This is a genomic window from Streptomyces sp. NPDC054783 (assembly GCF_053611725.1).
The window spans coordinates 32,975-56,623 of record NZ_JBSHAY010000040.1; the positions used below are offsets into that span (position 1 = coordinate 32,975).

At 70.3% G+C, this 23,649-nt stretch carries 24 protein-coding genes; 15 read left to right on the forward strand and 9 right to left on the reverse strand.

Annotation, left to right across the window (positions count from 1 at the left end; translation table 11 throughout):
• Positions 1 to 116 precede the first annotated feature (116 nt).
• From pgl to tkt, 5 genes are read right to left on the reverse strand one after another with little or no spacing between them, the layout of a single operon-like run.
• Positions 117 to 899 (reverse strand): 6-phosphogluconolactonase, encoded by a 783-nt coding sequence (pgl, locus tag ACWGJ5_RS40425; RefSeq protein ID WP_453314604.1) that lies wholly within the window; start codon positions 897 to 899, stop codon positions 117 to 119.
• Positions 896 to 1,951, reverse strand: a complete 1,056-nt coding sequence (opcA, locus tag ACWGJ5_RS40430; RefSeq protein ID WP_453314605.1) for a glucose-6-phosphate dehydrogenase assembly protein OpcA — start codon at positions 1,949 to 1,951, stop codon at positions 896 to 898. Before opcA ends, pgl begins: the two co-directional genes overlap by 4 nt.
• On the reverse strand, positions 1,948 to 3,486 hold the full coding sequence (zwf, locus tag ACWGJ5_RS40435; protein ID WP_453314606.1) for a glucose-6-phosphate dehydrogenase: 1,539 nt from the start codon (positions 3,484 to 3,486) through the stop codon (positions 1,948 to 1,950). The genes opcA and zwf overlap by 4 nt, the downstream gene beginning before the upstream one ends.
• A 1-nt stretch (position 3,487) precedes the next feature.
• Positions 3,488 to 4,606, reverse strand: coding sequence for a transaldolase (tal, locus tag ACWGJ5_RS40440; RefSeq protein ID WP_453314607.1), 1,119 nt, complete (start codon positions 4,604 to 4,606; stop codon positions 3,488 to 3,490).
• 33 nt (positions 4,607 to 4,639) lie between these two features.
• Positions 4,640 to 6,742 (reverse strand): transketolase, encoded by a 2,103-nt coding sequence (tkt, locus tag ACWGJ5_RS40445; RefSeq protein ID WP_453314608.1) that lies wholly within the window; start codon positions 6,740 to 6,742, stop codon positions 4,640 to 4,642.
• Positions 6,743 to 7,121: 379 nt separating this feature from the next.
• Between tkt and ACWGJ5_RS40450 the strand changes: the two genes are divergently transcribed.
• The 4 genes from ACWGJ5_RS40450 (at position 7,122) to ACWGJ5_RS40465 (ending at position 10,491) form a co-directional block, all read left to right on the forward strand.
• On the forward strand, positions 7,122 to 8,078 hold the full coding sequence (locus ACWGJ5_RS40450) for a heme o synthase (RefSeq protein WP_453314630.1): 957 nt from the start codon (positions 7,122 to 7,124) through the stop codon (positions 8,076 to 8,078).
• Between the two features lie 69 nt (positions 8,079 to 8,147).
• Positions 8,148 to 8,468 carry a hypothetical protein gene (locus ACWGJ5_RS40455; protein ID WP_228624112.1) on the forward strand — a complete coding sequence of 107 codons (321 nt, stop codon included), beginning with the start codon at positions 8,148 to 8,150 and terminating at the stop codon, positions 8,466 to 8,468.
• Between the two features lie 157 nt (positions 8,469 to 8,625).
• Positions 8,626 to 9,732, forward strand: a complete 1,107-nt coding sequence (locus tag ACWGJ5_RS40460) for an amidohydrolase family protein (protein ID WP_453314609.1) — start codon at positions 8,626 to 8,628, stop codon at positions 9,730 to 9,732.
• Positions 9,733 to 9,750: 18 nt separating this feature from the next.
• Complete coding sequence (locus ACWGJ5_RS40465) at positions 9,751 to 10,491, forward strand: nucleotidyltransferase domain-containing protein (protein WP_453314610.1); 741 nt, start codon at positions 9,751 to 9,753, stop codon at positions 10,489 to 10,491.
• Between the two features lies 1 nt (position 10,492).
• Here the strand turns inward: ACWGJ5_RS40465 and ACWGJ5_RS40470 are convergent, their stop codons facing one another.
• The 4 genes from ACWGJ5_RS40470 to ACWGJ5_RS40485 form a co-directional block, all read right to left on the reverse strand.
• Positions 10,493 to 11,503 carry a COX15/CtaA family protein gene (locus ACWGJ5_RS40470; RefSeq protein ID WP_453314611.1) on the reverse strand — a complete coding sequence of 337 codons (1,011 nt, stop codon included), beginning with the start codon at positions 11,501 to 11,503 and terminating at the stop codon, positions 10,493 to 10,495.
• Positions 11,504 to 11,551: 48 nt separating this feature from the next.
• The gene (locus ACWGJ5_RS40475) at positions 11,552 to 12,325 is read right to left on the reverse strand and encodes an ABC transporter permease (protein ID WP_453314612.1); all 774 of its coding nucleotides are present in this window, start codon (positions 12,323 to 12,325) and stop codon (positions 11,552 to 11,554) included.
• A gap of 272 nt (positions 12,326 to 12,597) precedes the next feature.
• Complete coding sequence (locus tag ACWGJ5_RS40480) at positions 12,598 to 13,521, reverse strand: ABC transporter ATP-binding protein (RefSeq protein ID WP_453314613.1); 924 nt, start codon at positions 13,519 to 13,521, stop codon at positions 12,598 to 12,600.
• Positions 13,522 to 13,603: 82 nt separating this feature from the next.
• Entirely contained in the window at positions 13,604 to 14,398 is a 795-nt protein-coding gene (locus ACWGJ5_RS40485) for an aminoglycoside N(3)-acetyltransferase (RefSeq protein WP_453314614.1), read from the reverse strand.
• 184 nt (positions 14,399 to 14,582) lie between these two features.
• Here ACWGJ5_RS40485 and ACWGJ5_RS40490 point away from each other — a divergent pair, with 184 nt between their 5' ends.
• The 11 genes from ACWGJ5_RS40490 to dapD all read left to right on the forward strand — a co-directional run bounded on the left by ACWGJ5_RS40490 (position 14,583) and on the right by dapD (position 23,478).
• A complete protein-coding gene (locus tag ACWGJ5_RS40490) occupies positions 14,583 to 15,317 on the forward strand; it encodes a helix-turn-helix transcriptional regulator (RefSeq protein WP_228624100.1) in 735 nt (244 codons plus the stop codon).
• Entirely contained in the window at positions 15,314 to 16,735 is a 1,422-nt protein-coding gene (gene sufB / locus ACWGJ5_RS40495; RefSeq protein WP_031166078.1) for a Fe-S cluster assembly protein SufB, read from the forward strand. Before ACWGJ5_RS40490 ends, sufB begins: the two co-directional genes overlap by 4 nt.
• Positions 16,736 to 16,800: 65 nt before the next feature.
• Entirely contained in the window at positions 16,801 to 17,985 is a 1,185-nt protein-coding gene (gene sufD / locus ACWGJ5_RS40500; protein WP_453314615.1) for a Fe-S cluster assembly protein SufD, read from the forward strand.
• Positions 17,982 to 18,299: a non-heme iron oxygenase ferredoxin subunit gene (locus ACWGJ5_RS40505; protein WP_228624096.1), complete on the forward strand. Its 318-nt coding sequence runs from the start codon at positions 17,982 to 17,984 to the stop codon at positions 18,297 to 18,299. The genes sufD and ACWGJ5_RS40505 overlap by 4 nt, the downstream gene beginning before the upstream one ends.
• Positions 18,300 to 18,306: 7 nt before the next feature.
• Entirely contained in the window at positions 18,307 to 19,071 is a 765-nt protein-coding gene (gene sufC, locus ACWGJ5_RS40510) for a Fe-S cluster assembly ATPase SufC (RefSeq protein WP_228624094.1), read from the forward strand.
• A complete protein-coding gene (locus ACWGJ5_RS40515; protein ID WP_453314616.1) occupies positions 19,068 to 20,324 on the forward strand; it encodes a cysteine desulfurase in 1,257 nt (418 codons plus the stop codon). The genes sufC and ACWGJ5_RS40515 overlap by 4 nt, the downstream gene beginning before the upstream one ends.
• Before the next feature lie 18 nt (positions 20,325 to 20,342).
• Positions 20,343 to 20,810: a Fe-S cluster assembly sulfur transfer protein SufU gene (sufU, locus tag ACWGJ5_RS40520; RefSeq protein WP_453314617.1), complete on the forward strand. Its 468-nt coding sequence runs from the start codon at positions 20,343 to 20,345 to the stop codon at positions 20,808 to 20,810.
• Positions 20,807 to 21,139, forward strand: coding sequence for a metal-sulfur cluster assembly factor (locus ACWGJ5_RS40525; RefSeq protein WP_228624088.1), 333 nt, complete (start codon positions 20,807 to 20,809; stop codon positions 21,137 to 21,139). Before sufU ends, ACWGJ5_RS40525 begins: the two co-directional genes overlap by 4 nt.
• A gap of 431 nt (positions 21,140 to 21,570) precedes the next feature.
• Positions 21,571 to 21,894 (forward strand): DMT family transporter, encoded by a 324-nt coding sequence (locus ACWGJ5_RS40530; protein WP_228624086.1) that lies wholly within the window; start codon positions 21,571 to 21,573, stop codon positions 21,892 to 21,894.
• Positions 21,894 to 22,427, forward strand: coding sequence for a TetR/AcrR family transcriptional regulator (locus tag ACWGJ5_RS40535; RefSeq protein ID WP_453314618.1), 534 nt, complete (start codon positions 21,894 to 21,896; stop codon positions 22,425 to 22,427). The genes ACWGJ5_RS40530 and ACWGJ5_RS40535 overlap by 1 nt, the downstream gene beginning before the upstream one ends.
• 64 nt (positions 22,428 to 22,491) lie before the next feature.
• Positions 22,492 to 23,478 carry a 2,3,4,5-tetrahydropyridine-2,6-dicarboxylate N-succinyltransferase gene (dapD, locus tag ACWGJ5_RS40540; protein ID WP_453314619.1) on the forward strand — a complete coding sequence of 329 codons (987 nt, stop codon included), beginning with the start codon at positions 22,492 to 22,494 and terminating at the stop codon, positions 23,476 to 23,478.
• The last annotated feature ends 171 nt before the right edge of the window (positions 23,479 to 23,649 follow it).

A 23,649-nucleotide genomic window follows, 5' to 3' on the forward strand; every position in this document is an offset into this window, starting at 1 on the left:
GAGGTCCCCCCTCAGTGGTGCGATTTCAGCGCCAGGGAGCTTACACAAAAGTTGACGGTTGCACGGATATTTCGTGCAGAAAATGTGAAGCTCCGTCGAGGGGGGACCTCAGTGGTTCACGGCGAAGCCGGCGGATACAGCGACCTGGGCAGCTGCGAGGCCGCGGCGGCGTCCAGCAGCCACAGCGTGCGCGAGCGGCCGTACGCCCCCGCCGCAGGGGCCTGGATCTCACCCGCGCCCGACAGGGCGATGGCCGCGGCCTCCGCCTTGTCCTCCCCGGCCGCGAGCAGCCAGACCTCGCGGGCCGAGCGGATCGCGGGGAGGGTGAGGGAGATCCGGGTCGGCGGCGGCTTGGGGGCGCCGTGGACGCCGATCACCGTGCGTTCCGTCTCCCGTACCCCCGGATGCTCCGGGAAGAGCGAGGCCACGTGGGTGTCCGGGCCGACGCCCAGCATCAGGACGTCGAAGGTGGGTACCGAGCCGTGGTTCTCGGGCCCGGCCGCCTTCGCAAGCTCCGCCGCATACGCCTCCGCCGCCGCGTCGACGTCCGTGCCGTACGGGCCGTCGGAGGCGGGCATGGCGTGCACGCGCTCCGGGGCCAGCGGGACGGAGTCGAGCAGGGCCTCGCGGGCCTGCGTGACATTGCGCTCGGGGTCGCCCTCGGGGAGGTAGCGCTCGTCGCCCCACCACAGGTCGAGCCGGCCCCAGTCGATGGCGTCCCGGGCCGGGGCCGCCGCCAGCGCGGCCAGCAGGCCGTTGCCGTTGCGGCCGCCCGTGAGGACCACGGACGCGGTGCCCCGGGAGGCCTGCGCGTCCACGATCTTCGTGATCAGGCGGGCCGCGGCGGCCTGCGCCATCAGTTCCTTGTCGCGGTGGACGACCAGCTGCGGAGTGCTCACTTCGCCGCCGCCTTCCTCGCCGGGGTCTTCTTCGCGGTCTTGGCCGCCGCCTTCTTGGCCGGTGCCTCGGCCGCCTCCGCCACGGCCTCCGGCTCGGCCACCGCCTCCCCGGCAGACTGCTCCGGGACCGTGTTGAGCCGCTCCACGCCGTAGCGCAGCGCCGACGCGTAGGTGTCGTCCGGGTCGAGCCGGCGCAACTCCTCCGCGATCAGCTCGGCGGTCTCCCGCCGCTTCAGCGCCACCGCGCGGGCCGGCTGGCCCTCGATGGACAGCGTGGCCAGCGTGCCGTCCGCGCGGTCCAGGACGATCGAGCCGCAGGTGGTGTCCATGCGGACCGCGGTCAGCCCCGGGCCGCCCGACAGCGACCGCCGCACCGGTACGTCCAGCCGGTCCGCGAGCCACATCGCCAGCAGCTCACAGCTCGGGTTGAACTCCTCGCCCGCCACCTCGACGGCCTTCACCTCGCAGGTGACCTGGTCGAGCGCCGCCGCGAGCATGGAACGCCACGGCGTGATCCTCGTCCAGGACAGGTCGGTGTCGCCGGGCGTGTACGACGCGGCACGGGCGGACAGCTCCCGCACCGGCTGCTCGGCGGTGTAGGTGTCGGTGACCCGGCGCTGGGCGAGCGCGCCCAGCGGGTCCTTCGCCGGGTCCAGCGGGGCGTTCACCGGCCACCACACCACCACGGGCGCGTCCGGCAGCAGCAGCGGCAGCACGACCGAGTCGGCGTGGCCCGCGACCTCGCCGTACAGGCGCAGCACGGCCGTCTCGCCGGTGCCCGCGTCCGCGCCCACCCGCACCTCGGCGTCCAGACGCGAGGAGGTGCGGTCGCGCGGGCCGCGGGAGACCCGCTTGATGACCACCAGCGTGCGCGAGGGGTGCTCGCGCGAGGCGTCGTTGGCGGCCTTCAGGGCGTCGTAGGCGTTCTCCTCGTCGGTGACGATGACGAGGGTCAGGACCATGCCCACGGCAGGGGTGCCGATGGCGCGGCGGCCCTGCACGAGCGCCTTGTTGATGTCGCCGGCGGTGGTGTCGGTCAGGTCTATCTTCATGGCCGGCGCCAGCTCCGTCCGTCTCGTGCGAGCATCTCGTCCGCCTCTTGCGGACCCCAGGTGCCCGACTTGTACTGCGCGGGCCTGCCGTGGCTGTCCCAGTACTCCTCGATCGGGTCGAGGATCTTCCAGGACAGCTCGACCTCCTCCGTGCGCGGGAAGAGGTTGGCGTCGCCGAGCAGCACGTCCAGGATCAGGCGCTCGTACGCCTCCGGGCTGGACTCCGTGAAGGACTCGCCGTAGGCGAAGTCCATGGAGACGTCCCGGATCTCCATCGAGGTGCCCGGCACCTTGGAGCCGAAGCGGACCGTGACGCCCTCGTCCGGCTGGACGCGGATGACGATCGCGTTCTGGCCCAGCTCCTCCGTCGCCGTGGTGTCGAAGGGGGAGTGCGGGGCCCGCTGGAAGACGACGGCGATCTCGGTCACCCGGCGGCCGAGGCGCTTGCCGGTGCGCAGGTAGAAGGGCACGCCCGCCCAGCGGCGGTTGTCTATCCCCAGCTTGATCGCCGCGTACGTGTCGGTCTTCGACTTCGGGTCGATGCCCTCCTCTTCGAGGTAGCCGATGACCTTCTCGCCGCCCTGCCAGCCGGCCGCGTACTGCCCGCGCACGGTGCTGTGGCCCAGGTCCTTGGGCAGCCGTACCGCGCCGAGCACCTTCTCCTTCTCCGCGGCCAGCGCGTCCGCGTCGAAGGAGGCGGGCTCCTCCATGGCGGTCAGCGCCATGAGCTGCAGCAGGTGGTTCTGGATGACGTCACGGGCGGCGCCGATGCCGTCGTAGTAGCCGGCGCGGCCGCCGATGCCGATGTCCTCGGCCATGGTGATCTGCACGTGGTCCACGAAGGACCGGTTCCAGATCGGCTCGAACATCGTGTTGGCGAAGCGCAGCGCCAGGATGTTCTGGACGGTCTCCTTGCCGAGGTAGTGGTCGATGCGGAACACCTGGTCCGACGAGAACACCTCGTGCACGATCGCGTTCAGTTCCTCGGCCGACTTCAGGTCGTGCCCGAACGGCTTCTCGATGACCGCGCGCCGCCAGGAACCGCTCGACTGGTCGGCCAGGCCGTGCTTCTTCAGCTGCTGGATGACCACCGGGAAGGACCGCGGCGGCACCGACAGGTAGAAGGCGAAGTTGCCGCTCGTGCCCTGTGCCTTGTCCAGCTCGTCGATGGTGGAGCGCAGCCGCTCGAACGCGTCGTCGTCGTCGAAGGTGCCCTGGACGAAGCGCATCCCCTGGATGAGCTGCTGCCAGACCTCCTCGCGGAACGGCGTTCGGGCGTGCGCCTTGACCGCGTCGTGGACCTCCTGCGCGAAGTCCTCGTTGGCCCACTCGCGGCGGGCGAAGCCCACCAGCGAGAAGCCCGGCGGCAGCAGACCCCGGTTGGCGAGGTCGTACACCGCGGGCATCAGCTTCTTGCGGGACAGGTCGCCCGTGACACCGAAGATGACCAGACCCGACGGCCCCGCGATGCGCGGGAGCCGTCGGTCGGCCGGGTCACGAAGCGGGTTCGCTCCGGAACCGGAAAGGGGTGACAACTCAGCCCTCCGAAGGGGCGAGGCGCTCGATCTCCGCCTGGGTGGACTTCAGCAGGTCGTTCCAGGACGCCTCGAACTTCTCGACGCCCTCGTCCTCCAGCACCTGTACGACGTCGTCGTACGAGATGCCGAGCTTCTCCAGCGCGTCGAGGTCGGCACGCGCCTGCTCGTAGGTGCCGGCGATGGTGTCGCCGCTGATCCGGCCGTGGTCCTCGGTGGCCTCCAGCGTGGCCTCCGGCATGGTGTTGACCGTGTTCGGCGCGACCAGCTCGGTGACGTACAGGGTGTCCGAGTACGCCGGGTCCTTCACACCGGTCGACGCCCACAGCGGACGCTGCTTGTTGGCACCCGAGTTCTCCAGCGCCTGCCAGCGGTCGGAGGAGAAGACCTCCTCGTACGCCTGGTAGGCGAGGCGCGCGTTGGCGACGGCGGCCTTGCCGCGCAGCGCCTTGGCCTCGTCGGTGCCGATGCCGTCCAGCCGCTTGTCGATCTCGGTGTCCACGCGGGAGACGAAGAAGGACGCCACGGAGTGGATCAGCGACAGGTCCAGGCCGCGCTCCTTGGCCTTCTCCAGGCCGGAGAGGTAGGCGTCCATGACGGCCCGGTACCGCTCCAGGGAGAAGATCAGGGTGACGTTGACGCTGATGCCGTGGCCGATCGTCTCGGTGATCGCCGGCAGACCCGCCTTGGTGGCCGGGATCTTGATCAGGGTGTTGGGGCGGTCCACCAGCCAGGCCAGCTGCTTGGCCTCGGCGACGGTGGCCCTGGTGTTGTGCGCCAGGCGCGGGTCGACCTCGATGGAGACCCGGCCGTCCTTGCCGCCGGTGGCGTCGAAGACCGGGCGCAGGATGTCGGCGGCGTCGCGGACGTCCGCCGTGGTGATCATGCGGATGGCCTCTTCGACGGTGACCTTCCGGGCGGCCAGGTCGGCGACCTGCTGCTCGTAGCCGTCGCCGCCGCTGATCGCCTTCTGGAAGATCGTCGGGTTGGTGGTGACGCCCACGACGTGCTGCTGGTCGATCAGCTCGGCGAGGTTGCCGGACGTGATCCGCTTGCGCGACAGGTCGTCCAGCCAGATCGCGACGCCTTCGTCGGAGAGGCGCTTGAGTGCGTCTGTCATGGAATTACATCTCCTACGTGTCGTATATGAGCGTCAGCGCTGGGCGGCGGCGAGGGATTCCCGGGCCTTGGCGGCCACATTCTCGGCAGTGAAGCCGAACTCGCGGAAGAGCACCTTGCCATCGGCGGAAGCACCGAAGTGCTCCAGGGAAACGATGCGGCCGGCGTCCCCGACGTAGCGGTACCAGGTCAGCCCGATACCCGCCTCCACGGCCACGCGGGCCCTGACGGACGGCGGGAGCACGGAGTCCCGGTACCCCTGGTCCTGCTCCTCGAACCACTCGACGGACGGCATCGACACGACACGCGTCGGAACGCCCTCAGCCTGGAGCTGCTCACGCGCCTCAACGGCCACGTGCACCTCGGAACCGGTGGCGATCAGGATCACCTGCGCCGCCGCGCCCTGCCCTTCGGGCCCTTCGGCCTCGAACAGGACATAGCCGCCCTTGGCCGCGTCCTCGTTGGGCTCGTACGTCGGCACGCCCTGGCGGGTGAGGGCGAGGCCGTGCGGCTGCCCCTTGCCGAACTCCTTCGTCCAGCGCCCCAGGATCTCGCGCCAGGCGATCGCCGTCTCGTTGGCGTCGGCCGGGCGGACGATGTTCAGACCGGGGATCGCGCGCAGTGAGGCCAGGTGCTCGACCGGCTGGTGGGTGGGACCGTCCTCACCGAGGCCGATGGAGTCGTGCGTCCACACGTACGTCACCGGCAGGTGCATCAGGGCCGACAGGCGCACCGCGTTGCGCATGTAGTCGGAGAAGACGAGGAACGTACCGCCGTAGACACGGGTGTTGCCGTGCAGCGTGATGCCGTTCATCTCGGCGCCCATCGAGTGCTCGCGGATGCCGAAGTGGATGGTGCGGCCGTACGGCGTGGCCTCGGGCAGCGGGTTGCCCTCGGGCAGGAACGAGCTCTCCTTGTCGATGGTCGTGTTGTTCGACCCGGCGAGGTCGGCGGAACCACCCCACAGCTCGGGGATCAGCGCACCCAGCGCCTGCAGCACCTTGCCGGAGGCGGCACGCGTCGCGACGCCCTTGCCCGGCTCGAAGACCGGGATCTTCTCCTCCCAGCCGGTGGGCAGCTCGCCTCGGCTGATGCGGTCGAACTCGGCGGCGCGCTCGGGGTTGTCGTCCCGCCACTGCTGCAGGGACTTCTCCCACTCGGCCTTCGCCTGGGCGCCGCGCTCCAGGGCCTTGCGGGCGTGGGTGATCACCTCGTCCTCGACGGCGAAGCTCTTCTCCGGGTCGAAGCCGAGGACGCGCTTGGTGGCCGCGACCTCCTCCTCGCCCAGCGCCGAGCCGTGCGCGGCCTCGGTGTTCTGCGCGGACGGGGCCGGCCAGGCGATGATCGAGCGCATCGCGATGAAGGACGGCTTGTCCGTGACCGCCTTGGCCTTCTGGACCGCCTCGTAGATGGCGGCCGGGTCCAGGTCGCCGTTCTCCTGAGCCTCCACGCGCTGCACGTGCCAGCCGTAGGCCTCGTACCGCAGAGTGGTGTCCTCGGACACGGCCGTCTCGGTGTCGCCCTCGATCGAGATGTGGTTGTCGTCCCACAGCAGGATCAGGTTGCCGAGCTTCTGGTGGCCGGCCAGCGAGGAGGCCTCCGCGGAGATGCCTTCCTGCAGGCAGCCGTCACCGGCGATGCAGTAGACGAAGTGGTCGAAGGGTGACTCGCCCTGCGGGGCCTCCGGGTCGAACAGACCGCGCTCGTAGCGGGCGGCCATCGCCATGCCCACGGCGTTGGCGACACCCTGGCCGAGCGGACCCGTGGTGGTCTCGACGCCCTTGGTGTGCCCGTACTCCGGGTGGCCCGGGGTCTTCGAACCCCAGGTGCGGAAGGACTCCAGGTCCTCGAGCTCCAGGCCGAAGCCGGCCAGGTAGAGCTGCGTGTAGAGGGTCAGGGAGGAGTGGCCGGCGGACAGCACGAAGCGGTCGCGCCCGACCCACTCCGGGTCGGCCGGGTCGTGCCGCATCACCTTCTGGAAGAGGGTGTAGGCGGCCGGGGCCAGGCTCATCGCCGTACCGGGATGGCCGTTGCCGACCTTCTGTACGGCGTCGGCGGCCAGGACACGGGCGGTGTCCACGGCCCGCCGGTCCAGCTCGGTCCACTCAAGGTCTGTGGTGGTCGGCTTGGTGCTCACCCTGGGTCAGGGCTCCTCTCCACATGTCGGTCGCCGGTCTTCGGGGCATGCCCCCATCCGGCCGCCGGCGCGCTTGCCGCCCGCCGGCCGCTGACGAGCCTACCCCCGTGAGGACGTGCATTTTTTCGAGTGTTTCCAGACTGCCGGGAGTCGGTTGGATCCGCCTCCCGACTGGCCGAACGCGCCATTTGGCACATGAATACGGAGGCGGTCATCTGAGCGCTCAATCGAGTGCCCACTCCCCTCTTATGGGGCGTGCGCCAACACGACCCCACCCCCGCGAAGGCCGGGGTATGGGCAACGTCTAAAGTGGCGTGGTACGCGCGAGCCTTTACCGGGACTTCACACGGGGAGGCTTGCTGGGATGTCTCTGTCAGGGGTGTGCGTGACGGCCGTCGAATCACGTCCAGCGGGCGTGCTGGGTGGTGCGAGCCAGGGCCCGGTTCACCGGCCGTTCGGGGCCCGTGTCAAGGCGTTCGTGGCGTTGACCAAGCCGCGGATCATCGAGTTGCTGCTCATCACCACCGTTCCGGTGATGTTCCTGGCCCAGCAGGGCGTGCCCGACCTCGGGCTGGTCCTGCTGACCTGTGTCGGCGGCTACCTCTCGGCGGGCGGCGCCAACGCGCTGAACATGTACATCGACCGGGACATCGACGCCCTGATGGACCGCACCTCGCAGCGGCCGCTGGTGACCGGCATGGTCAGCCCGCGCGAGTGCCTCGCCTTCGGCATCACCCTCGCGGTCGTCTCGACGCTCCTGTTCGGCCTCACCGTCAACTGGCTGTCCGCCTGGCTGTCCCTCGGCGCGCTCCTCTTCTACGTCGTCGTCTACACGATGATCCTCAAGCGGCGCACGTCGCAGAACATCGTGTGGGGCGGCATCGCGGGCTGCATGCCCGTGCTCATCGGCTGGTCGGCCGTGACGAACTCGCTCTCCTGGGCGCCCGTCATCCTGTTCATGGTGATCTTCTTCTGGACCCCGCCGCACTACTGGCCGCTGTCCATGAAGGTCAAGGACGACTACGCGCGCGTGGGCGTGCCGATGCTCCCGGTCATCGCCTCCAACAAGGTCGTCGCCAAGCAGATCGTCATCTACAGCTGGGTGATGGTCGCCGTGTCCCTGCTGCTCACCCCGCTCGGCTACACCGGCTGGTTCTACACGGCCGTCGCGCTGGCCGCCGGCGGCTGGTGGCTGTGGGAGGCGCACGCGCTGCAGAACCGGGCCAGGGCCGAGGCCACGGGCGTGAAGCTGAAGGAGATGCGGCTGTTCCACTGGTCGATCACCTACGTGTCGCTGCTGTTCGTGGCGATCGCGGTGGACCCGTTCCTGCGCTGACACACGCCGGGCGTACGTCACAGAGCCCTGCTCTCGTCAGCTGATCTACCCGCGAGTAGCATCCTGCCCATGGCAGACACGCAGCAGGTTGACGCGAGGGCCGAGCGCAGGGCCGCGAAGCTCGCCCGGGAGATCAGCGCCTTCGCCAAGGCGCACGGCGGTGCCGAGGGTCAGGTGGCCTACATCGGCGAGCGCGGCGCCCGCATCGTCCTCGTCGGCGAGGACGGCGGCTGGGGCGACCTGGTGGCCCCCAGCACCGAGATCGCCGAGAAGGCCGTCGAGAAGTCCGGCATCACCGTCCACGAGTCCTTCGACGGCGAGTTCGCCGCCAAGGTGACGACGGGTTCGTACGAGTGGAAGAGGATGGCCGGCATTCAGCTCGGCGGGTGATGAGCGCGCTCCGAAGGGGTGCGGGGAGCTGAGCGACAAGCCACAGGCGGCCCCCGGCCGCCGATGAACCCGCAGTCCCGACCGCGACCTCGAACCCCGTTCACCCGTTAGGACCTGTAGGCCAGCGCAGCGTCCACGCGTCCTACGGGGAGTCCGGATGATCGAAACGCCGTCCCTCGTGGACCAGTACTGCCACGGCGTACTGCGAACAGAGCTGGGCCTCGGCACCTTCGAGGCCCAGCTCTCCCGCACCGAAGGACCGCCCGCGGCCGGCACCACCCTCTTCGACACCCAGACGGGATTCGCCGTACGGCGCTGGTGCCCGCCCCTGCTCGGCCTGGAGCCGCACTGCCCGCCCGCCCGCTATCTGGCCCGGCGCCGGGAACTGGGCGTCCTGGAAGCGGGCCGCAGGCTGCTGCGCGGCAGCGGCATCACCACCTACCTCGTCGACACCGGCCTGCCCGGCGACCTCACCGGCCCCGCCGAGCTGGCCTCCGCCGGCTCCGCCCAGGCCCACGAGATCATCCGGCTCGAGCAGCTCGCGGAGCAGGTCGCCGACACCTCCGGCACCGTCGAGTCCTTCCTCGCCAACCTCGCCGAATCGGTGCACGGAGCCGCCGCGAACGCGGTCGCCTTCACCTCCGTCGCCGGGCTGGGACACGGCCTCGCGCTCGCGCCCGAGCCGCCGGGACCGGGGGAGGTGCGGGGCGCGGTGGGCCGCTGGCTGGCCGGGCGGCGGGTCGGCGGGCCGCTCACCGACCCCGTGCTGCTACGGCACCTGCTGTGGATCGCCGTGGCCTCCGGCCGCCCGCTCCAGCTGCACGCCGGGCTCGGCGAGCCGAGCTCCCGCATCGACCGCACCGACCCCGTGCTGCTCACCGACTTCGTGCGGGCCACGGCGGGCCTCGGCACGGACCTGATCCTGCTGCACGGTTACCCCTACCACCGTCACGCCGCCCATCTGGCCGGCGTCTTCCCGCACGTCTACACCGACTCCGGCGCCGCACTCGTGCGCACCGGCGCCCGCGCGGCCACCGTCCTCGCCGAGATCCTGGAGCTGGCCCCGTTCGGCAAGATCCTCTTCTCCACGGGCGCGCACGGCCTGCCCGAGCTGCACGTGGTGGGAGCACGGCTGTTCCGCGAGGCCCTCGGCCGGGTCCTGGGCACCTGGGTCGCCGAGAGCGCCTGGTCCCTGGAGGACGCTCAGCGGGTGGCCCGGATGGTCGCGGCGGACAACGCGCGCCGGGTTTACGGACTGGCGTGAGCTGTCCAGACTGGGCGGATGCCGACCGCATCGCTGCTCGACCGGTTCCTCGACGGACTCACGCCGCTGCGACCCCGCGCGGTGTGGGCACACGGCTCACTGGCCGGGGGTGACTATCAGGAGGGCCGCAGCGACCTGGACCTGATCGCCGTACTGCCGGGGCCGGTGCGCCTCGGGACCGTACGGCGGGTGGTGAAACTGCACCGGCGGCTGCGGGCCGAACCCCTCGCCGCGAAACTCCACTGCAGCTATCTGACCCCGGCCACCCTGGGCGACCCGGACCACTCGCACCTCACCTGGGCCCACGGACGCCCGATGCGCCGCCCGGTCACCCCCGTCACCCGGCGCGAGCTGCACGACTTCGGGCGGGTGCTGCACGGCGCGTCGCCGGCCGGGCTGCTCCCGCCGGTGCCGGAGCGGCAGCTGCACGACTTCGTCGTACGGGACCAGCGGGACTACTGGCGTCCGGCGGTGGACAGGGCCCGGCTGTGGCGGCAGGACGCGTGGGTGGACCTGGGCCTGCTGACCTTCGCCCGGGCCACGGTGACCCTGCGGGACGGGCGGCTGATCTCGAAGCGGGAGGCGCTCGCCGAACTCCCGGCGCTCAGTGCCCCGGTGGAGGTCGTCGAGGACATCACTCGCCGGCGTTACGACGACGCTCCCGCCCCCGCGGACGGGGACTGGCTCGACCGCCGCGCCGAGCTGACCCGCGCCTATCTCGCCCCGGCGATCGACACGCTGGTCACCACCTACGGGTGACTCACGCGCGCGTGCCCACCGTCACCTCGGCCGAGGGGCCGGGCAGGTCCAGGGTGGCCTCCGGGCGTTCGCGGAGCGCCAGCAGGACGCGCAGGACGCCGATCCACACCAGGCAGGAGCCGAGCATGTGCAGGCCCACCAGCAGTTCGGGCAGGTGGGTGAAGTACTGCACGTAACCGATCACACCCTGGGCGAGCAGGATCAGGAACAGATCGCGGGTGCGGGCGAGGGGCCCCTTCGGCGCGTCCACCGCCTTCAGCACGAACCACAGCGCGAACGTCAGCGTCACCACGATCCAGGCGAGCACCGCGTGCAGCTTGGCCACCGTCTCCCAGTCGATGGGGATCCGCTTGACGTCGCTGGAGTCGCCCGCGTGCGGACCGGCTCCGGTCACCACCGTGCCGACCGCGATGAGCAGCAGGGACGCCGCCACCAGGAACCACACCAGCTGCCCCACGGCCTTGCCGACCAGCGGCCGGGGCGCGCCGTCGCCCTCGCGGGTGCGCTGCCACATCACCGCGGCGACGGTGGTCAGGGCCGTCGCGAGCAGGAAGTGGGCCGCGACGGTGTACGGGTTGAGGCCCACGAGCACCACGATGCCGCCGAGGACCGCGTTGCTCATCACCAGCCAGAACTGCGCCCACCCGAGCCGGGTCAGGCTGCGCCGGTACGGCTTCTCGGAGCGGGCGGCGATGATCGCCCAGCCGACGGCGGCGCACAGCACGTACGTCAGCATCCGGTTGCCGAACTCGATCGCGCTGTGGTAGCTCAGCGCGGTCGTCGGCGTCAGCGAGCCGTCGGTGCACTCGGGCCAGGTCGGGCAGCCCAGGCCGGAACCGGTCAGGCGGACGGCACCGCCGGTGACGACGATGACCACCGACATCACGAGCGCGGCGAGGGCCGCCCGCTGGACCGTCCTGGGGGACGGGGTCCAGCGTTCGGCGATGAAGGCGAGCGGGTTGCGCACGGCCGCTGCGGCGTCGGCGGGGTTCAGCTTGGGCACGCCCCCCATCGTAGGCCGCCGCTTGTGCACGCTTTCACGAGGGTCCACCGTGACGCCTCACTCCCAGCGGAAGAACTTGCCCGCCGCGGCCAGCCCGACGACCGCCCACACCGCGAGGATGCCCAGGTCGCCCCACGGCATCCCGGTGCCGTGCTGGAGCACGTCCCGCAGCCCGCCGGAGAGCGCCGAGATGGGCAGCAGTCCGAGCACGTGCTGCGCGGCCGGGCCGAACTTGTCCAGCGGCACGATGACCCCGCCGCCGACGAGCAGCAGCAGGAAGACCAGGTTGGCGGCGGCCAGGGTCGCCTCCGCCTTCAGGGTGCCCGCCATCAGCAGGCCGAGCCCGGAGAAGGCGGCCGTACCGAGGATCAGCAGGAGCAGGACGGCGGCCGGGTTGCCGTGCGGGGACCAGCCCAGCGCGAAGGCGATCACCGTCAGCAGGATCACCTGGAGGATCTCGGTGACCAGCACGGACGCGGTCTTCGCGGTCATCAGGCCCCAGCGGGGCAGCGGCGAGGAGGCGAGCCGCTTGAGCACGCCGTAGCGGCGCTCGAAACCGGTCGCGATGGCCTGCCCGGTGAACGCCGTCGACATCACGGCGAGCGCCAGGATGCCGGGGGCGAGGAAGTCGACGGCCTTGCCCTTGCCGGTGTCCACGATGTCCACCGAGCCGAAGAGCACCAGAAGCAGGGTCGGGATGACGACCGTCAGCAGCAGCTGCTCGCCGTTGCGCAGCAGCATCTTCGTCTCCAGCGCCGCCTGCGCCGCGATCATGCGGGGGAGGGGCGCCGCGCCCGGCTTGGGGGCGTATGTACCGGTCGCGGTCGTCATGAGCGCAGCTCCTTGCCCGTCAGCTCCAGGCTGTGTCCTTCCGGGGGGCAACCCCCGGGCCCCCGGCCGGTCTCCGTGTGAGCGGGAATCATGACCGCAGCTCCTTGCCCGTCAGCTCCAGGCCGTGTCGTTCCGGGGGGCAACCCCCGGGCCCCCGGCCGGTCTCCGTGTGAGCGGGAATCATGACCGCAGCTCCTTGCCCGTCAGCTCCAGGCTGTGTCCTTCCGGGGGGCAACCCCCGGGCCCCCGGCCGGTCTCCGTGTGAGCGGGAATCATGACCGCAGCTCCTTGCCCGTCAGCTCCAGAAATACGTCCTCCAGCGTGTGCCGTTCCACCGAGATCCGGTCCGGCATCACTCCGTGCTGGGCGCACCAGGAGGTCACGGTGGCCAGCAGCTGCGGGTCGACCTTGCCGACGACCCGGTAGGCGCCCGGGGTGAGCTCGGCGGCCGTGCAGTCGGCCGGGAGGGCCTTCAGCAGGGAGCCCACGTCGAGGCCGGGGCGGCCGGTGAAGCGCAGGGTGTTCTCGGCGCCGCCCTTGCACAGCTCCTCCGGGGAGCCCTGGGCGATGACCCGGCCGCCGTCGATGATCGCCACGTCGTCGGCGAGTTCCTCGGCCTCTTCCATGTGGTGGGTGGTGAGGATCACCGAGACGCCGTCGGCGCGCAGGTCCCTCACCAGGTCCCAGGTGGCCCGGCGGGCCTGCGGGTCCAGGCCGGCCGTCGGTTCGTCCAGGAACACCAGCTCCGGGCGCCCGACGACGGCCATGGCGAGCGCGAGGCGCTGCTGCTGGCCGCCGGACAGCCGCCGGTAGCCGGTCCGGCCGCAGCTGCCCAGGCCCAGCCGCTCGATCAGGGCGTCCACGTCCAGCGGGTGCGCGTGCAGCTTCGCGACGTGTCTGAGCATCTCGTCGGCCCGGGCACCGGAGTACACGCCGCCGGACTGGAGCATCACGCCGATACGGGGACGCAGCTCGGCGGACTGGCGTACGGGGTCGAGGCCCAGGACGCGCACCGTGCCGGAATCCGGCTTCCGGTACCCCTCGCAGGTCTCGACCGTCGTCGTCTTCCCCGCCCCGTTGGGGCCGAGTACGGCGGTCACGCCCGTTTTGGCCACCAGGTCGAGGCCGTCCACCGCGGTCTTCGTGCCGTACCGCTTCACCAGGGCCTGGACCTGGACCACGGGCTCGCTTCGCATGAATCCAGAGTCTAGGGAGACCCCGGACCGCTCGGGCGCGGGGGTGGGCGAAGTCCTTCGCACGGGGTTCTGGCGGGCCGGGCTACTCCTCGCGGGGCCGGTGCAGCGGCAGCCACCGCTCGGCGTAGGCGACCGCGTCCGCCACCGGGAACAGCCGTGCGTCCGCCGCGCCGACCCTGCCGCGTACGACGGGCCGGTCCCGTTCGAAGTCGTGGCCGAGTTCGTCGAACCGGTCGGAGTCGATCGACACCTCGACCAGTGTCTCCCAGCCGCCGCCGGGAGCGGGCCGCCCGACCTCCACCAGCGGGGCGGGTATCCGGTACTCGGCCAGGTGGAAGGCGGTGCAGGAGTCGTAGCCCGCGCCGAGCAGCAGGACCCGGGCACCCAGCTTCTCCAGCCGGGCCAGCGGGCTGCGCTCGCCGAGCCGGCAGTCGGGGGCGTGTCCGTCGGTGATCTTCCGCGCGCGGGGTCCGAGCGCCGCGAACGAGGTGTGCGGGTGCGCGCTGCGCAGGGCACCCGGCCAGGTCCGCACGGTCTCGGGGACCACACCGACCCCGCGGGTTTGGGTGATCAGCGGGTCGTACGGCGGCATGGTGGCCCGGATGCGGTCCCACCACTCCCGGGGCACGGGCGGCCTGCCCCACAGCGCGGGGTCCGACAGGTCGGCCGACTGGGCGGGCACGACGAGCGTGCCCGAGGGGCCGAGGGCGTCGAGAAGTCCCTGGACGACCGCGACGGCCCCTCCGTTGACCCAGCCGAGGGAGCTGAGCGAGGAGTGGACGAGGAGGGTCTCGCCGGTCTCGACACCCAAGAGGCGTAGTTGTGCGGCAAGAGTGTCGCGGGTGACAAGAGGGCCGGTCGGAGGGGGTGTCGGCATGGTGGGCGAGTCTTCCGGACGGGAGTGCGTACCGCCACTGATTTGCCTGCTCACGGCCTTGGCGGATGATCGATCAAAGATCGTTTCCGCAGGTCGGATTAGGTATGCCTAAGTGATGCAGGGCACCGCTCGATGATCCGGACGGCGCTTGTCAGGCCCCGAGGAATTACGCAACAATGGCGTTGTGAAAAACGTCGGCGAGGCTCGGGAGACCCCCCTGGGGGCCCCGCAGGAGGAACTTGCGACCGGTGAGCGCTCCACGCGCAACCGTGTCGCGCGCTCCATCCTGGACCACGGCCCGTCCACCGTCGCCGAACTCGCCGGCCGGCTGGGACTGACCCAGGCGGCCGTCCGGCGTCACCTGGACGCACTGGTCGCCGACGACGTCGTGGAGGCCCGCGAACAGCGTGTGTACGGCACGCGCACGCGCGGCCGCCCCGCCAAGGTCTTCGCGCTGACCGACTGCGGCCGGGACGCCTTCGACCAGTCGTACGACAAGCTCGCCGTGGACGCGCTCCGCTGGATCGCAGAGCAGGGCGGGGGCCCCGAGGCGGTCGCGGCCTTCGCCCGCGCCCGGATCGCCGCCCAGGCGAGCGCGTACCGCAAGGCGATCGAGGCGGTCACGCCGGACAAGCGCGCCGAAGCCCTGGCCAAGGCCTTGAGTGTCGACGGGTACGCTGCTACGGCGCGCAGCGCACCGGTCGGCGAGCAGCTGTGCCAGCACCACTGCCCGGTCGCCCACGTCGCGGAGCAGTTCCCGCAGCTGTGCGAGGCGGAGACGGAGATCTTCGCGGAGCTGCTGGGTACCCACGTCCAGCGACTGGCGACCATCGCGCACGGCGACGGCGTCTGCACGACGTTCATCCCCAAGACATCCACTGACGCACCTGCAAGCACGGCCGGGAGGAACCCCGCATGACTCTCCCCACGGAGACTGCCCACCCCGAACTCGAGGGCCTGGGCAAGTACGAATACGGCTGGGCCGACTCCGACGTGGCCGGTGCCTCCGCCAGGCGCGGCCTGAACGAGGAGGTCGTCCGCGACATCTCCGGCAAGAAGTCGGAGCCGGAGTGGATGACCAAGCTGCGCCTGAAGGGCCTGAAGCTCTTCGAGAAGAAGCCGATGCCGAACTGGGGCTCCGACCTCTCGGGCATCGACTTCGACAACATCAAGTACTTCGTGCGCTCCACGGAGAAGCAGGCGGAGTCCTGGGAGGACCTGCCCGAGGACATCAAGAACACGTACGACAAGCTGGGCATCCCGGAGGCGGAGAAGCAGCGCCTCGTCGCCGGCGTCGCCGCCCAGTACGAGTCGGAGGTCGTCTACCACCAGATCCGCGAGGACCTGGAGGAGCAGGGCGTCATCTTCCTCGACACCGACACCGCGCTGAAGGAGCACCCGGAGCTCTTCAAGGAGTACTTCGGCACGGTCATCCCGGCCGGTGACAACAAGTTCGCCGCGCTGAACACCGCCGTGTGGTCGGGTGGCTCCTTCATCTACGTCCCGAAGGGCGTCCACGTCGAGATCCCGCTGCAGGCCTACTTCCGCATCAACACGGAGAACATGGGCCAGTTCGAGCGGACCCTGATCATCGTCGACGAGGGTGCCTACGTGCACTACGTCGAGGGCTGCACGGCCCCGATCTACAAGTCGGACTCGCTGCACTCCGCGGTCGTCGAGATCATCGTCAAGAAGAACGCCCGCTGCCGCTACACGACCATCCAGAACTGGTCGAACAACGTCTACAACCTGGTCACCAAGCGCGCCGTGGCCTACGAGGGCGCGACCATGGAGTGGATCGACGGCAACATCGGCTCCAAGGTGACGATGAAGTACCCGGCCGTCTACCTGATGGGCGAGCACGCCAAGGGCGAGACCCTGTCCATCGCCTTCGCGGGCGAGGGCCAGCACCAGGACGCCGGTTCGAAGATGGTCCACATGGCGCCGAACACCTCGTCCAACATCGTCTCCAAGTCGGTGGCGCGCGGTGGCGGCCGTACCTCGTACCGCGGCCTGGTCGAGATCGGCGAGGGTGCCCACGGCTCCAAGTCCAACGTGCTGTGTGACGCGCTGCTGGTCGACACCATCTCCCGCTCCGACACGTACCCCTACGTCGACGTCCGCGAGGACGACGTGTCCATGGGTCACGAGGCGACCGTCTCCAAGGTCTCCGAGGACCAGCTCTTCTACCTGATGAGCCGCGGTCTCACCGAGTTCGAGGCGATGGCGATGATCGTGCGCGGCTTCGTCGAGCCGATCGCCAAGGAACTGCCCATGGAGTACGCCCTCGAGCTCAACCGGCTGATCGAGCTGCAGATGGAAGGCGCTGTCGGTTAGTCACCGGTCCGCCCGACGAACAGCACGCAGATTTCTTGACGTAGGAAGAGAGCACAACGACAGCCATGGCTGAGGCCCAGAACATCCCGGTGGGCTCCACCACCGCCGGCCAGATCGCGGTCGCCGCCGAGTCGACCGTCGTCTCGCGCATGAGCGCGCCCCCGTCCTTCGACGTGGCGGACTTCCCGGTACCGCACGGCCGCGAGGAGGAGTGGCGGTTCACGCCGCTCGAGCGCCTGCGCGGTCTGCACGACGGCACCGCCGTCGCGAACGGCGACGGTGTGAAGGTCGACGTCCAGGCCCCCGAGGGCGTCACCGTCGAGACCGTCGGCCGTGACGACGCGCGCCTCGGCAGGGCGGGCACCCCGGTGGACCGCGTCGCCGCCCAGGCGTACTCGGCCTTCGAGAAGGCCTCGGTCGTGACCGTCCCCAAGGAGACCGTCCTCACCGAGCCGATCCGCATCGCGGTGCACGGCCAGGGCGGCACCGCCTTCGGCCACCAAGTGATCGAGCTGGGCAACTTCGCCGAGGCCGTCGTGGTCATCGACCACACCGGTGACGCGGTGCTCGCCGCCAACGTCGACTACGTCCTCGGTGACGGCGCCAAGCTGACCGTCGTCTCCGTCCAGGACTGGGACGACAAGGCCGTGCACGTGGGCCAGCACAACGCGCTGGTCGGCCGGGACGCCTCCTTCAAGTCCGTGGTCGTCACCTTCGGCGGCGATGTCGTCCGCCTGCACCCGCGCGTGTCCTACGCCGGCCCCGGCGGCGAGGCCGAGCTGTTGGGCCTGTACTTCACCGACGCCGGACAGCACCAGGAGCACCGCCTGCTGGTCACCCACAACACCCCGCACTGCAAGTCGAACGTCGTCTACAAGGGCGCGCTCCAGGGCGACGACGCGCACGCGGTCTGGATCGGTGACGTGCTCATCGAGGCCAAGGCCGAGGGCACGGACACCTACGAGATGAACCGCAACCTGGTCCTCACGGACGGCGCGCGCGTCGACTCGGTGCCGAACCTGGAGATCGAGACCGGCGAGATCGTCGGCGCCGGCCACGCCTCCGCGACCGGCCGCTTCGACGACGAGCAGCTCTTCTACCTGATGGCCCGCGGCATCCCGGAGCACGAGGCCCGCCGCCTGGTGGTCCGCGGCTTCTTCGCCGAGCTGGTCCAGCAGATCGGTGTCGCCGACATCGAGGAGCGCCTGCTCGCCAAGATCGAGGAGGAGCTGGAGGCTTCGGTCGCATGACCTTCGTACGCGTCTGCGGGCTGAGCGAGCTGGAGGAGGACACCCCGAAGCGGGTGGAGATCGACAGCACGCCGGTCTCGGTCGTCAAGACCGAGGGCGAGGTGTTCGCGATCTACGACATCTGCTCCCACGCGAACGTCTCGCTCTCCGAGGGCGAGGTGGAGGACTGCCAGATCGAGTGCTGGCTGCACGGCTCCGCCTTCGACCTGCGCACCGGCAAGCCGTCCGGCCTCCCGGCCACGCGCCCCGTCCCCGTATACCCCGTAAAGATCGAAGGGGACGACGTACTCGTCTCCCTCACCCAGGAGTCCTGAGGCACCCATGGCAACGCTTGAAATCCGAGACCTGCACGTCACCGTCGAGGCCGACAACGCCACGAAGGAGATCCTCAAGGGCGTCGACCTCACCGTGAAGCAGGGCGAGACGCACGCCATCATGGGCCCCAACGGCTCCGGCAAGTCGACCCTCGCCTACTCCCTCGCGGGTCACCCGAAGTACACGATCACCAGCGGCACCGTCACCCTCGACGGCGAGGACGTCCTGGAGATGTCCGTCGACGAGCGCGCCCGCGCCGGCCTGTTCCTGGCGATGCAGTACCCGGTCGAGGTCCCCGGCGTCTCGGTCTCCAACTTCCTGCGCACCTCCGCCACCGCCGTCCGCGGCGAGGCCCCCAAGCTGCGCACCTGGGTGAAGGAGGTCAAGGAGGCCATGGAGCGCCTCAACATGGACCCGTCCTTCGCCGAGCGCAACGTCAACGAGGGCTTCTCCGGCGGTGAGAAGAAGCGCCACGAGATCCTCCAGCTGGAGCTGCTCAAGCCGAAGGTCGCGATCCTGGACGAGACGGACTCCGGTCTGGACGTCGACGCGCTCCGCATCGTCTCCGAGGGCGTCAACCGCGTCCGCGAGACCGGCGAGGTCGGCACCCTGCTGATCACGCACTACACGCGCATCCTGCGCTACATCAAGCCCGACTTCGTCCACGTCTTCTCCGCGGGCCGGATCGTCGAGTCCGGCGGTGCCGAGCTGGCCGACAAGCTGGAGGACGAGGGCTACGAGGCATACACGAAGGGTGGCGTATCCGCGTGACACAGCTGCCGGGCCTCCTCGACACCGAGGCGATCCGCAAGGACTTCCCCGTACTGGACCGTCTGGTCCACGACGGCAAGAAGCTCGTGTACCTGGACAACGCGGCGACCTCGCAGAAGCCGCGCCAGGTGCTGGACGCCCTGAGCGAGTACTACGAGCGCTACAACGCCAACGTCCACCGCGGTGTGCATGTGCTCGCCGAGGAGGCCACGGCGCTGTACGAGGGCGCGCGCGACAAGGTCGCCGAGTTCGTCAACGCGCCGAGCCGCGACGAGGTGATCTTCACCAAGAACGCTTCCGAGTCGCTGAACCTCGTGGCGAACATGCTGGGCTGGGCCGAGGAGCCCTACCGGGTGGACCACGAGACCGAGATCGTCATCACGGAGATGGAGCACCACTCCAACATCGTGCCGTGGCAGCTGCTCGCGCAGCGCACCGGCGCGAAGCTGAAGTGGTTCGGTCTCACGGACGACGGCCGGCTGGACCTGACCAACATCGACGAGGTCATCACGGAGAAGACGAAGATCGTCTCCTTCGTGCTGGTGTCGAACATCCTGGGCACGGTCAACCCGGTCGAGGCGATAGTGCGCCGCGCCCAGGAGGTCGGCGCGCTGGTCTGCATCGACGCCTCCCAGGCCGCCCCGCACATGCCGCTGGACGTGCAGGCCCTGCAGGCCGACTTCGTGGCCTTCACCGGTCACAAGATGTGCGGCCCGACGGGCATCGGCGTCCTGTGGGGCCGCCAGGAACTCCTGGAGGACCTTCCGCCCTTCCTGGGCGGCGGCGAGATGATCGAGACGGTCTCGATGCACTCCTCCACCTACGCCCCCGCGCCGCACAAGTTCGAGGCGGGCACGCCCCCGATCGCGCAGGCGGTCGGTCTCGGCGCGGCGATCGACTACCTCCAGTCGATCGGCATGGAGAAGATCCTCGCCCATGAGCACGCGCTGACCGAGTACGCGGTCCAGCGTCTGCAGAAGGTCCCGGACCTGAGGATCATCGGCCCGACCACGGCCGAGGACCGGGGCGCCGCGATGTCCTTCACGCTCGGTGACATCCACCCGCACGACGTGGGCCAGGTCCTCGACGAGCAGGGCATCGCGGTCCGCGTCGGCCACCACTGCGCGCGCCCGGTCTGTCTCCGGTACGGAATTCCTGCGACCACGCGAGCGTCGTTCTATCTGTACTCCACGCCGGCCGAGATCGACGCACTGGTCGAGGGGCTGGAGCACGTACGGAACTTCTTCGGCTGAGAGGCGTGAGCTGAGACCGTGAAGCTGGACTCGATGTACCAGGAAGTCATCCTGGACCACTACAAGAACCCCCACGGGCGTGGTCTGCGGGATGGCGACGCCGAGGTGCACCATGTGAACCCGACGTGCGGCGACGAGATCACCCTCCGCGTGAAGTACGACGGCACGAAGATCGCGGACGTCTCGTACGAGGGCCAGGGCTGCTCCATCAGCCAGGCGAGCGCGTCGGTCCTCAACGAGCTGCTGGTCGGCAAGGACGTGACCGAGGCGCAGAAGATCCAGGAGACCTTCCTGGAGCTGATGCAGTCCAAGGGCCGGATCGAGCCCGACGACGCGATGGAGGAAATCCTGGAGGACGCGGTCGCGTTCGCCGGTGTCTCCAAGTACCCCGCGCGGGTCAAGTGCGCCCTCCTGAGCTGGATGGCGTGGAAGGACGCGACGGCCCAGGCGCTGGGTGGCGCCGACGCCGAAAGGAAGACGGCATGACCGACACCGCAGAGATGAAGCCGGCCTCCGAGGAGGAGCTGCGCGAGGCCCTGATGGACGTCGTCGACCCCGAGCTGGGCATCGACGTCGTCAACCTCGGCCTGATCTACGGCATCCACATCGACGAGTCCAACATCGCGACCGTCGACATGACCCTCACCTCGGCGGCCTGCCCGCTGACGGACGTCATCGAGGACCAGGCCAAGTCCGCCACGGACGGCCTGGTCAGCGAGCTTCGCATCAACTGGGTCTGGATGCCGCCGTGGGGCCCGGACAAGATCACGGACGACGGTCGCGAGCAGCTGCGCGCGCTCGGCTTCAACGTCTGATCCCGTTCGGGTTCAACGCCCGACTCCGCTTCGGCAAAACGGCCGTACCGTTCGCGGTACGGCCGTTTCGCGTGTCCCGTCGTCCATGCCCCACCAGGCGCTCCGAACCGTGGAGCGAAGTCCCGGTTCTCGACGACCACTGTTCTCAACGACGGGGAAAGACAGTGCTGTTCGTACGGATCGGCAGGGAGTGGGCGCGCCTGTTGGCACCCGGACCGGCCGACCGGAGCGGGCCTGCCGAGGCCGCTGTCGTGGGCTCCTTCTCCGTCCGGGCCGGACTGCGCATGCCCGGCCCGAAGAACCTCGTACCTCGTACCCGCACGGAAGAAGGGGGTCCAGCTCGTTCCGGCCCCGGGCGGGGCGGGGCGAGACGCCCTGGCGGCGCGGGGGTGAGGTGCACCTGTGTCCGCGCGATGTGTACGCTCGTACACATGGGATATCTGACACTCGCCGGCGCCATCGCCGCCGAGGTCGCCGCGACGACGGCGATGAAGTACAGCGAGGGATTCAGCCGGTTCTGGCCCTCGCTCGTGACGGCTCTGGGCTACCTCGTCTCCTTCGCGCTGCTCGCCCGGACGCTGAAGACCGTCCAGATCGGCACGGCGTACGCGATCTGGTCCGGCGTGGGCACCGCGGCCATCGCCCTGCTCGGGCTGCTGCTGTTCGGGGAGGGGCTGGGCGTCGCCAAGGTCGGCGGGATCCTGCTGATCATCGGGGGCGTGGTCGTGCTGAACCTGGGCGGGGCGAGCCACTGATGCCCCGCCGCTACGACCCCGACCGGCGCCGGCGCCTCATCGACGCGGCGATCCGCGTGGTCGGCCGGGACGGCATCGCAGGTCTCAGCCACCGCGCCGTCGCCGCCGAGGCCGACGTACCGCTCGGCTCCACGACGTACCACTTCGCCACCCTGGAAGAGCTGATGGTCGCCGCGCTGCGGCAGTCCAACGAGAACTTCGGCCGGGTGCTGGCCGAGCGGCTGCCGAAGGACGGTCAGGGCGATCTCGCCGCCGACCTCGCCGGCGCGCTCGGAGTGTGGCTGGGCGGCGACCGTACCGGCGTGGAGCTGGAGTACGAGCTGTATCTGGCGGCCCTGCGCCGGCCCGCCCTGCGCCCCGTCGCCGCCGAGTGGACCGAGGATGCGGCGGCGCTGCTGGCCCGCCGCACCGACCCGGTCACCGCCCGGGCCCTGCTCGCGCTGTTGGACGGGATCTGTCTGCAGGTGCTGTTGACGGGCGGTTCGTACGACGAGGAGTACGCCCGCGCCGCCCTCGCTCGGCTGATCCCCTGAAGCGGCGCCCGGCACGTGAGACGCGGTTCGCCCCGACCACCCCGCCCACGTTAGGTTTTCTCCCATGACCGACTCTGCTTCCCGTACCACCGGCGCCGTCGCCGCCGGCCTCGCCACCATCGCCTCCGACGGCACCGTCCTCGACACCTGGTTCCCGGCCCCCGAGCTGGTCGCGGAGCCGGGCCCGGCCGGCACCGAGCGGCTCACCGCCGAGCAGGCGGCACAGCTGCTGGGCGGCGGCGCGACCGCGGCGGTCGGCCCGGACGCCCGCCGGGGCGTCGAGGTGGTCGCGGTCCGCACGGTCATCGCCTCCCTCGACGAGAAGCCGCTCGACGCCCACGACGTCTACCTGCGTCTGCACCTGCTCTCGCACCGCCTGGTCAAGCCGCACGGCCAGAGCCTGGACGGCATCTTCGGCCACCTCGCCAACGTCGCCTGGACCTCGCTCGGCCCGGTCGCCGTGGACGACATCGAGAAGGTGCGGCTCAACGCCCGCGCCGAGGGCCTGCACCTGCAGGTCACCTCGATCGACAAGTTCCCGCGCATGACGGACTACGTCGCCCCGAAGGGCGTCCGCATCGCCGACGCCGACCGGGTCCGCCTCGGCGCGCACCTCGCCGCGGGCACCACCGTCATGCACGAGGGCTTCGTCAACTTCAACGCCGGCACGCTCGGCACGTCGATGGTCGAGGGCCGGATCTCCGCGGGCGTCGTGGTCGGCAACGGTTCCGACATCGGCGGCGGCGCCTCCACCATGGGCACCCTGTCCGGCGGCGGCAACGTGATCATCTCCATCGGCGAGCGCTGCCTGATCGGTGCCGAGGCGGGCGTCGGTATCGCGCTCGGCGACGAGTGCGTGGTCGAGGCCGGCCTCTACATCACCGCGGGCACCCTGGTCACCATGCCCGACGGCCAGATCGTCAAGGCCCGCGAGCTGAACGGCGCCTCCAACATCCTCTTCCGCCGCAACTCGGTCACCGGCAAGGTCGAGGCCCGCCCGAACAACGCGGTCTGGGGCGGCCTGAACGACATCCTGCACAGCCACAACTGACGTACGGCGGCCGTGACTTGCGGCCGCCTGATGGATCAACGTCCTGACCTGCTGCTGAGCTGCCGGCAGTTGTCGGCGTTGGTCATCGCTGAGCGCCCTTCCACGGCCCGAGGACGGCCCGGGAGGGCGCTCGTGCATGAGCACCGCACGAGGAGTTCGCTCTACGCCCGC

Coding starts and splice junctions, on each gene's coding strand:
- ACWGJ5_RS40505 (WP_228624096.1), top strand. CDS start 17,982: ATGACCTTCGTACGCGTCTGCGGGCTGAGCGAGCTGGAGGAGGACACC.
- opcA (WP_453314605.1), bottom strand. CDS start 1,951: ATGAAGATAGACCTGACCGACACCACCGCCGGCGACATCAACAAGGCG.
- ACWGJ5_RS40455 (WP_228624112.1), top strand. CDS start 8,148: ATGGCAGACACGCAGCAGGTTGACGCGAGGGCCGAGCGCAGGGCCGCG.
- ACWGJ5_RS40470 (WP_453314611.1), bottom strand. CDS start 11,503: ATGGGGGGCGTGCCCAAGCTGAACCCCGCCGACGCCGCAGCGGCCGTG.
- ACWGJ5_RS40475 (WP_453314612.1), bottom strand. CDS start 12,325: ATGACGACCGCGACCGGTACATACGCCCCCAAGCCGGGCGCGGCGCCC.
- ACWGJ5_RS40535 (WP_453314618.1), top strand. CDS start 21,894: ATGCCCCGCCGCTACGACCCCGACCGGCGCCGGCGCCTCATCGACGCG.
- ACWGJ5_RS40530 (WP_228624086.1), top strand. CDS start 21,571: ATGGGATATCTGACACTCGCCGGCGCCATCGCCGCCGAGGTCGCCGCG.
- ACWGJ5_RS40525 (WP_228624088.1), top strand. CDS start 20,807: ATGACCGACACCGCAGAGATGAAGCCGGCCTCCGAGGAGGAGCTGCGC.
- ACWGJ5_RS40465 (WP_453314610.1), top strand. CDS start 9,751: ATGCCGACCGCATCGCTGCTCGACCGGTTCCTCGACGGACTCACGCCG.
- sufC (WP_228624094.1), top strand. CDS start 18,307: ATGGCAACGCTTGAAATCCGAGACCTGCACGTCACCGTCGAGGCCGAC.
- dapD (WP_453314619.1), top strand. CDS start 22,492: ATGACCGACTCTGCTTCCCGTACCACCGGCGCCGTCGCCGCCGGCCTC.
- tal (WP_453314607.1), bottom strand. CDS start 4,606: ATGACAGACGCACTCAAGCGCCTCTCCGACGAAGGCGTCGCGATCTGG.
- sufB (WP_031166078.1), top strand. CDS start 15,314: ATGACTCTCCCCACGGAGACTGCCCACCCCGAACTCGAGGGCCTGGGC.
- sufD (WP_453314615.1), top strand. CDS start 16,801: ATGGCTGAGGCCCAGAACATCCCGGTGGGCTCCACCACCGCCGGCCAG.
- ACWGJ5_RS40485 (WP_453314614.1), bottom strand. CDS start 14,398: ATGCCGACACCCCCTCCGACCGGCCCTCTTGTCACCCGCGACACTCTT.
- ACWGJ5_RS40480 (WP_453314613.1), bottom strand. CDS start 13,521: ATGCGAAGCGAGCCCGTGGTCCAGGTCCAGGCCCTGGTGAAGCGGTAC.
- ACWGJ5_RS40460 (WP_453314609.1), top strand. CDS start 8,626: ATGATCGAAACGCCGTCCCTCGTGGACCAGTACTGCCACGGCGTACTG.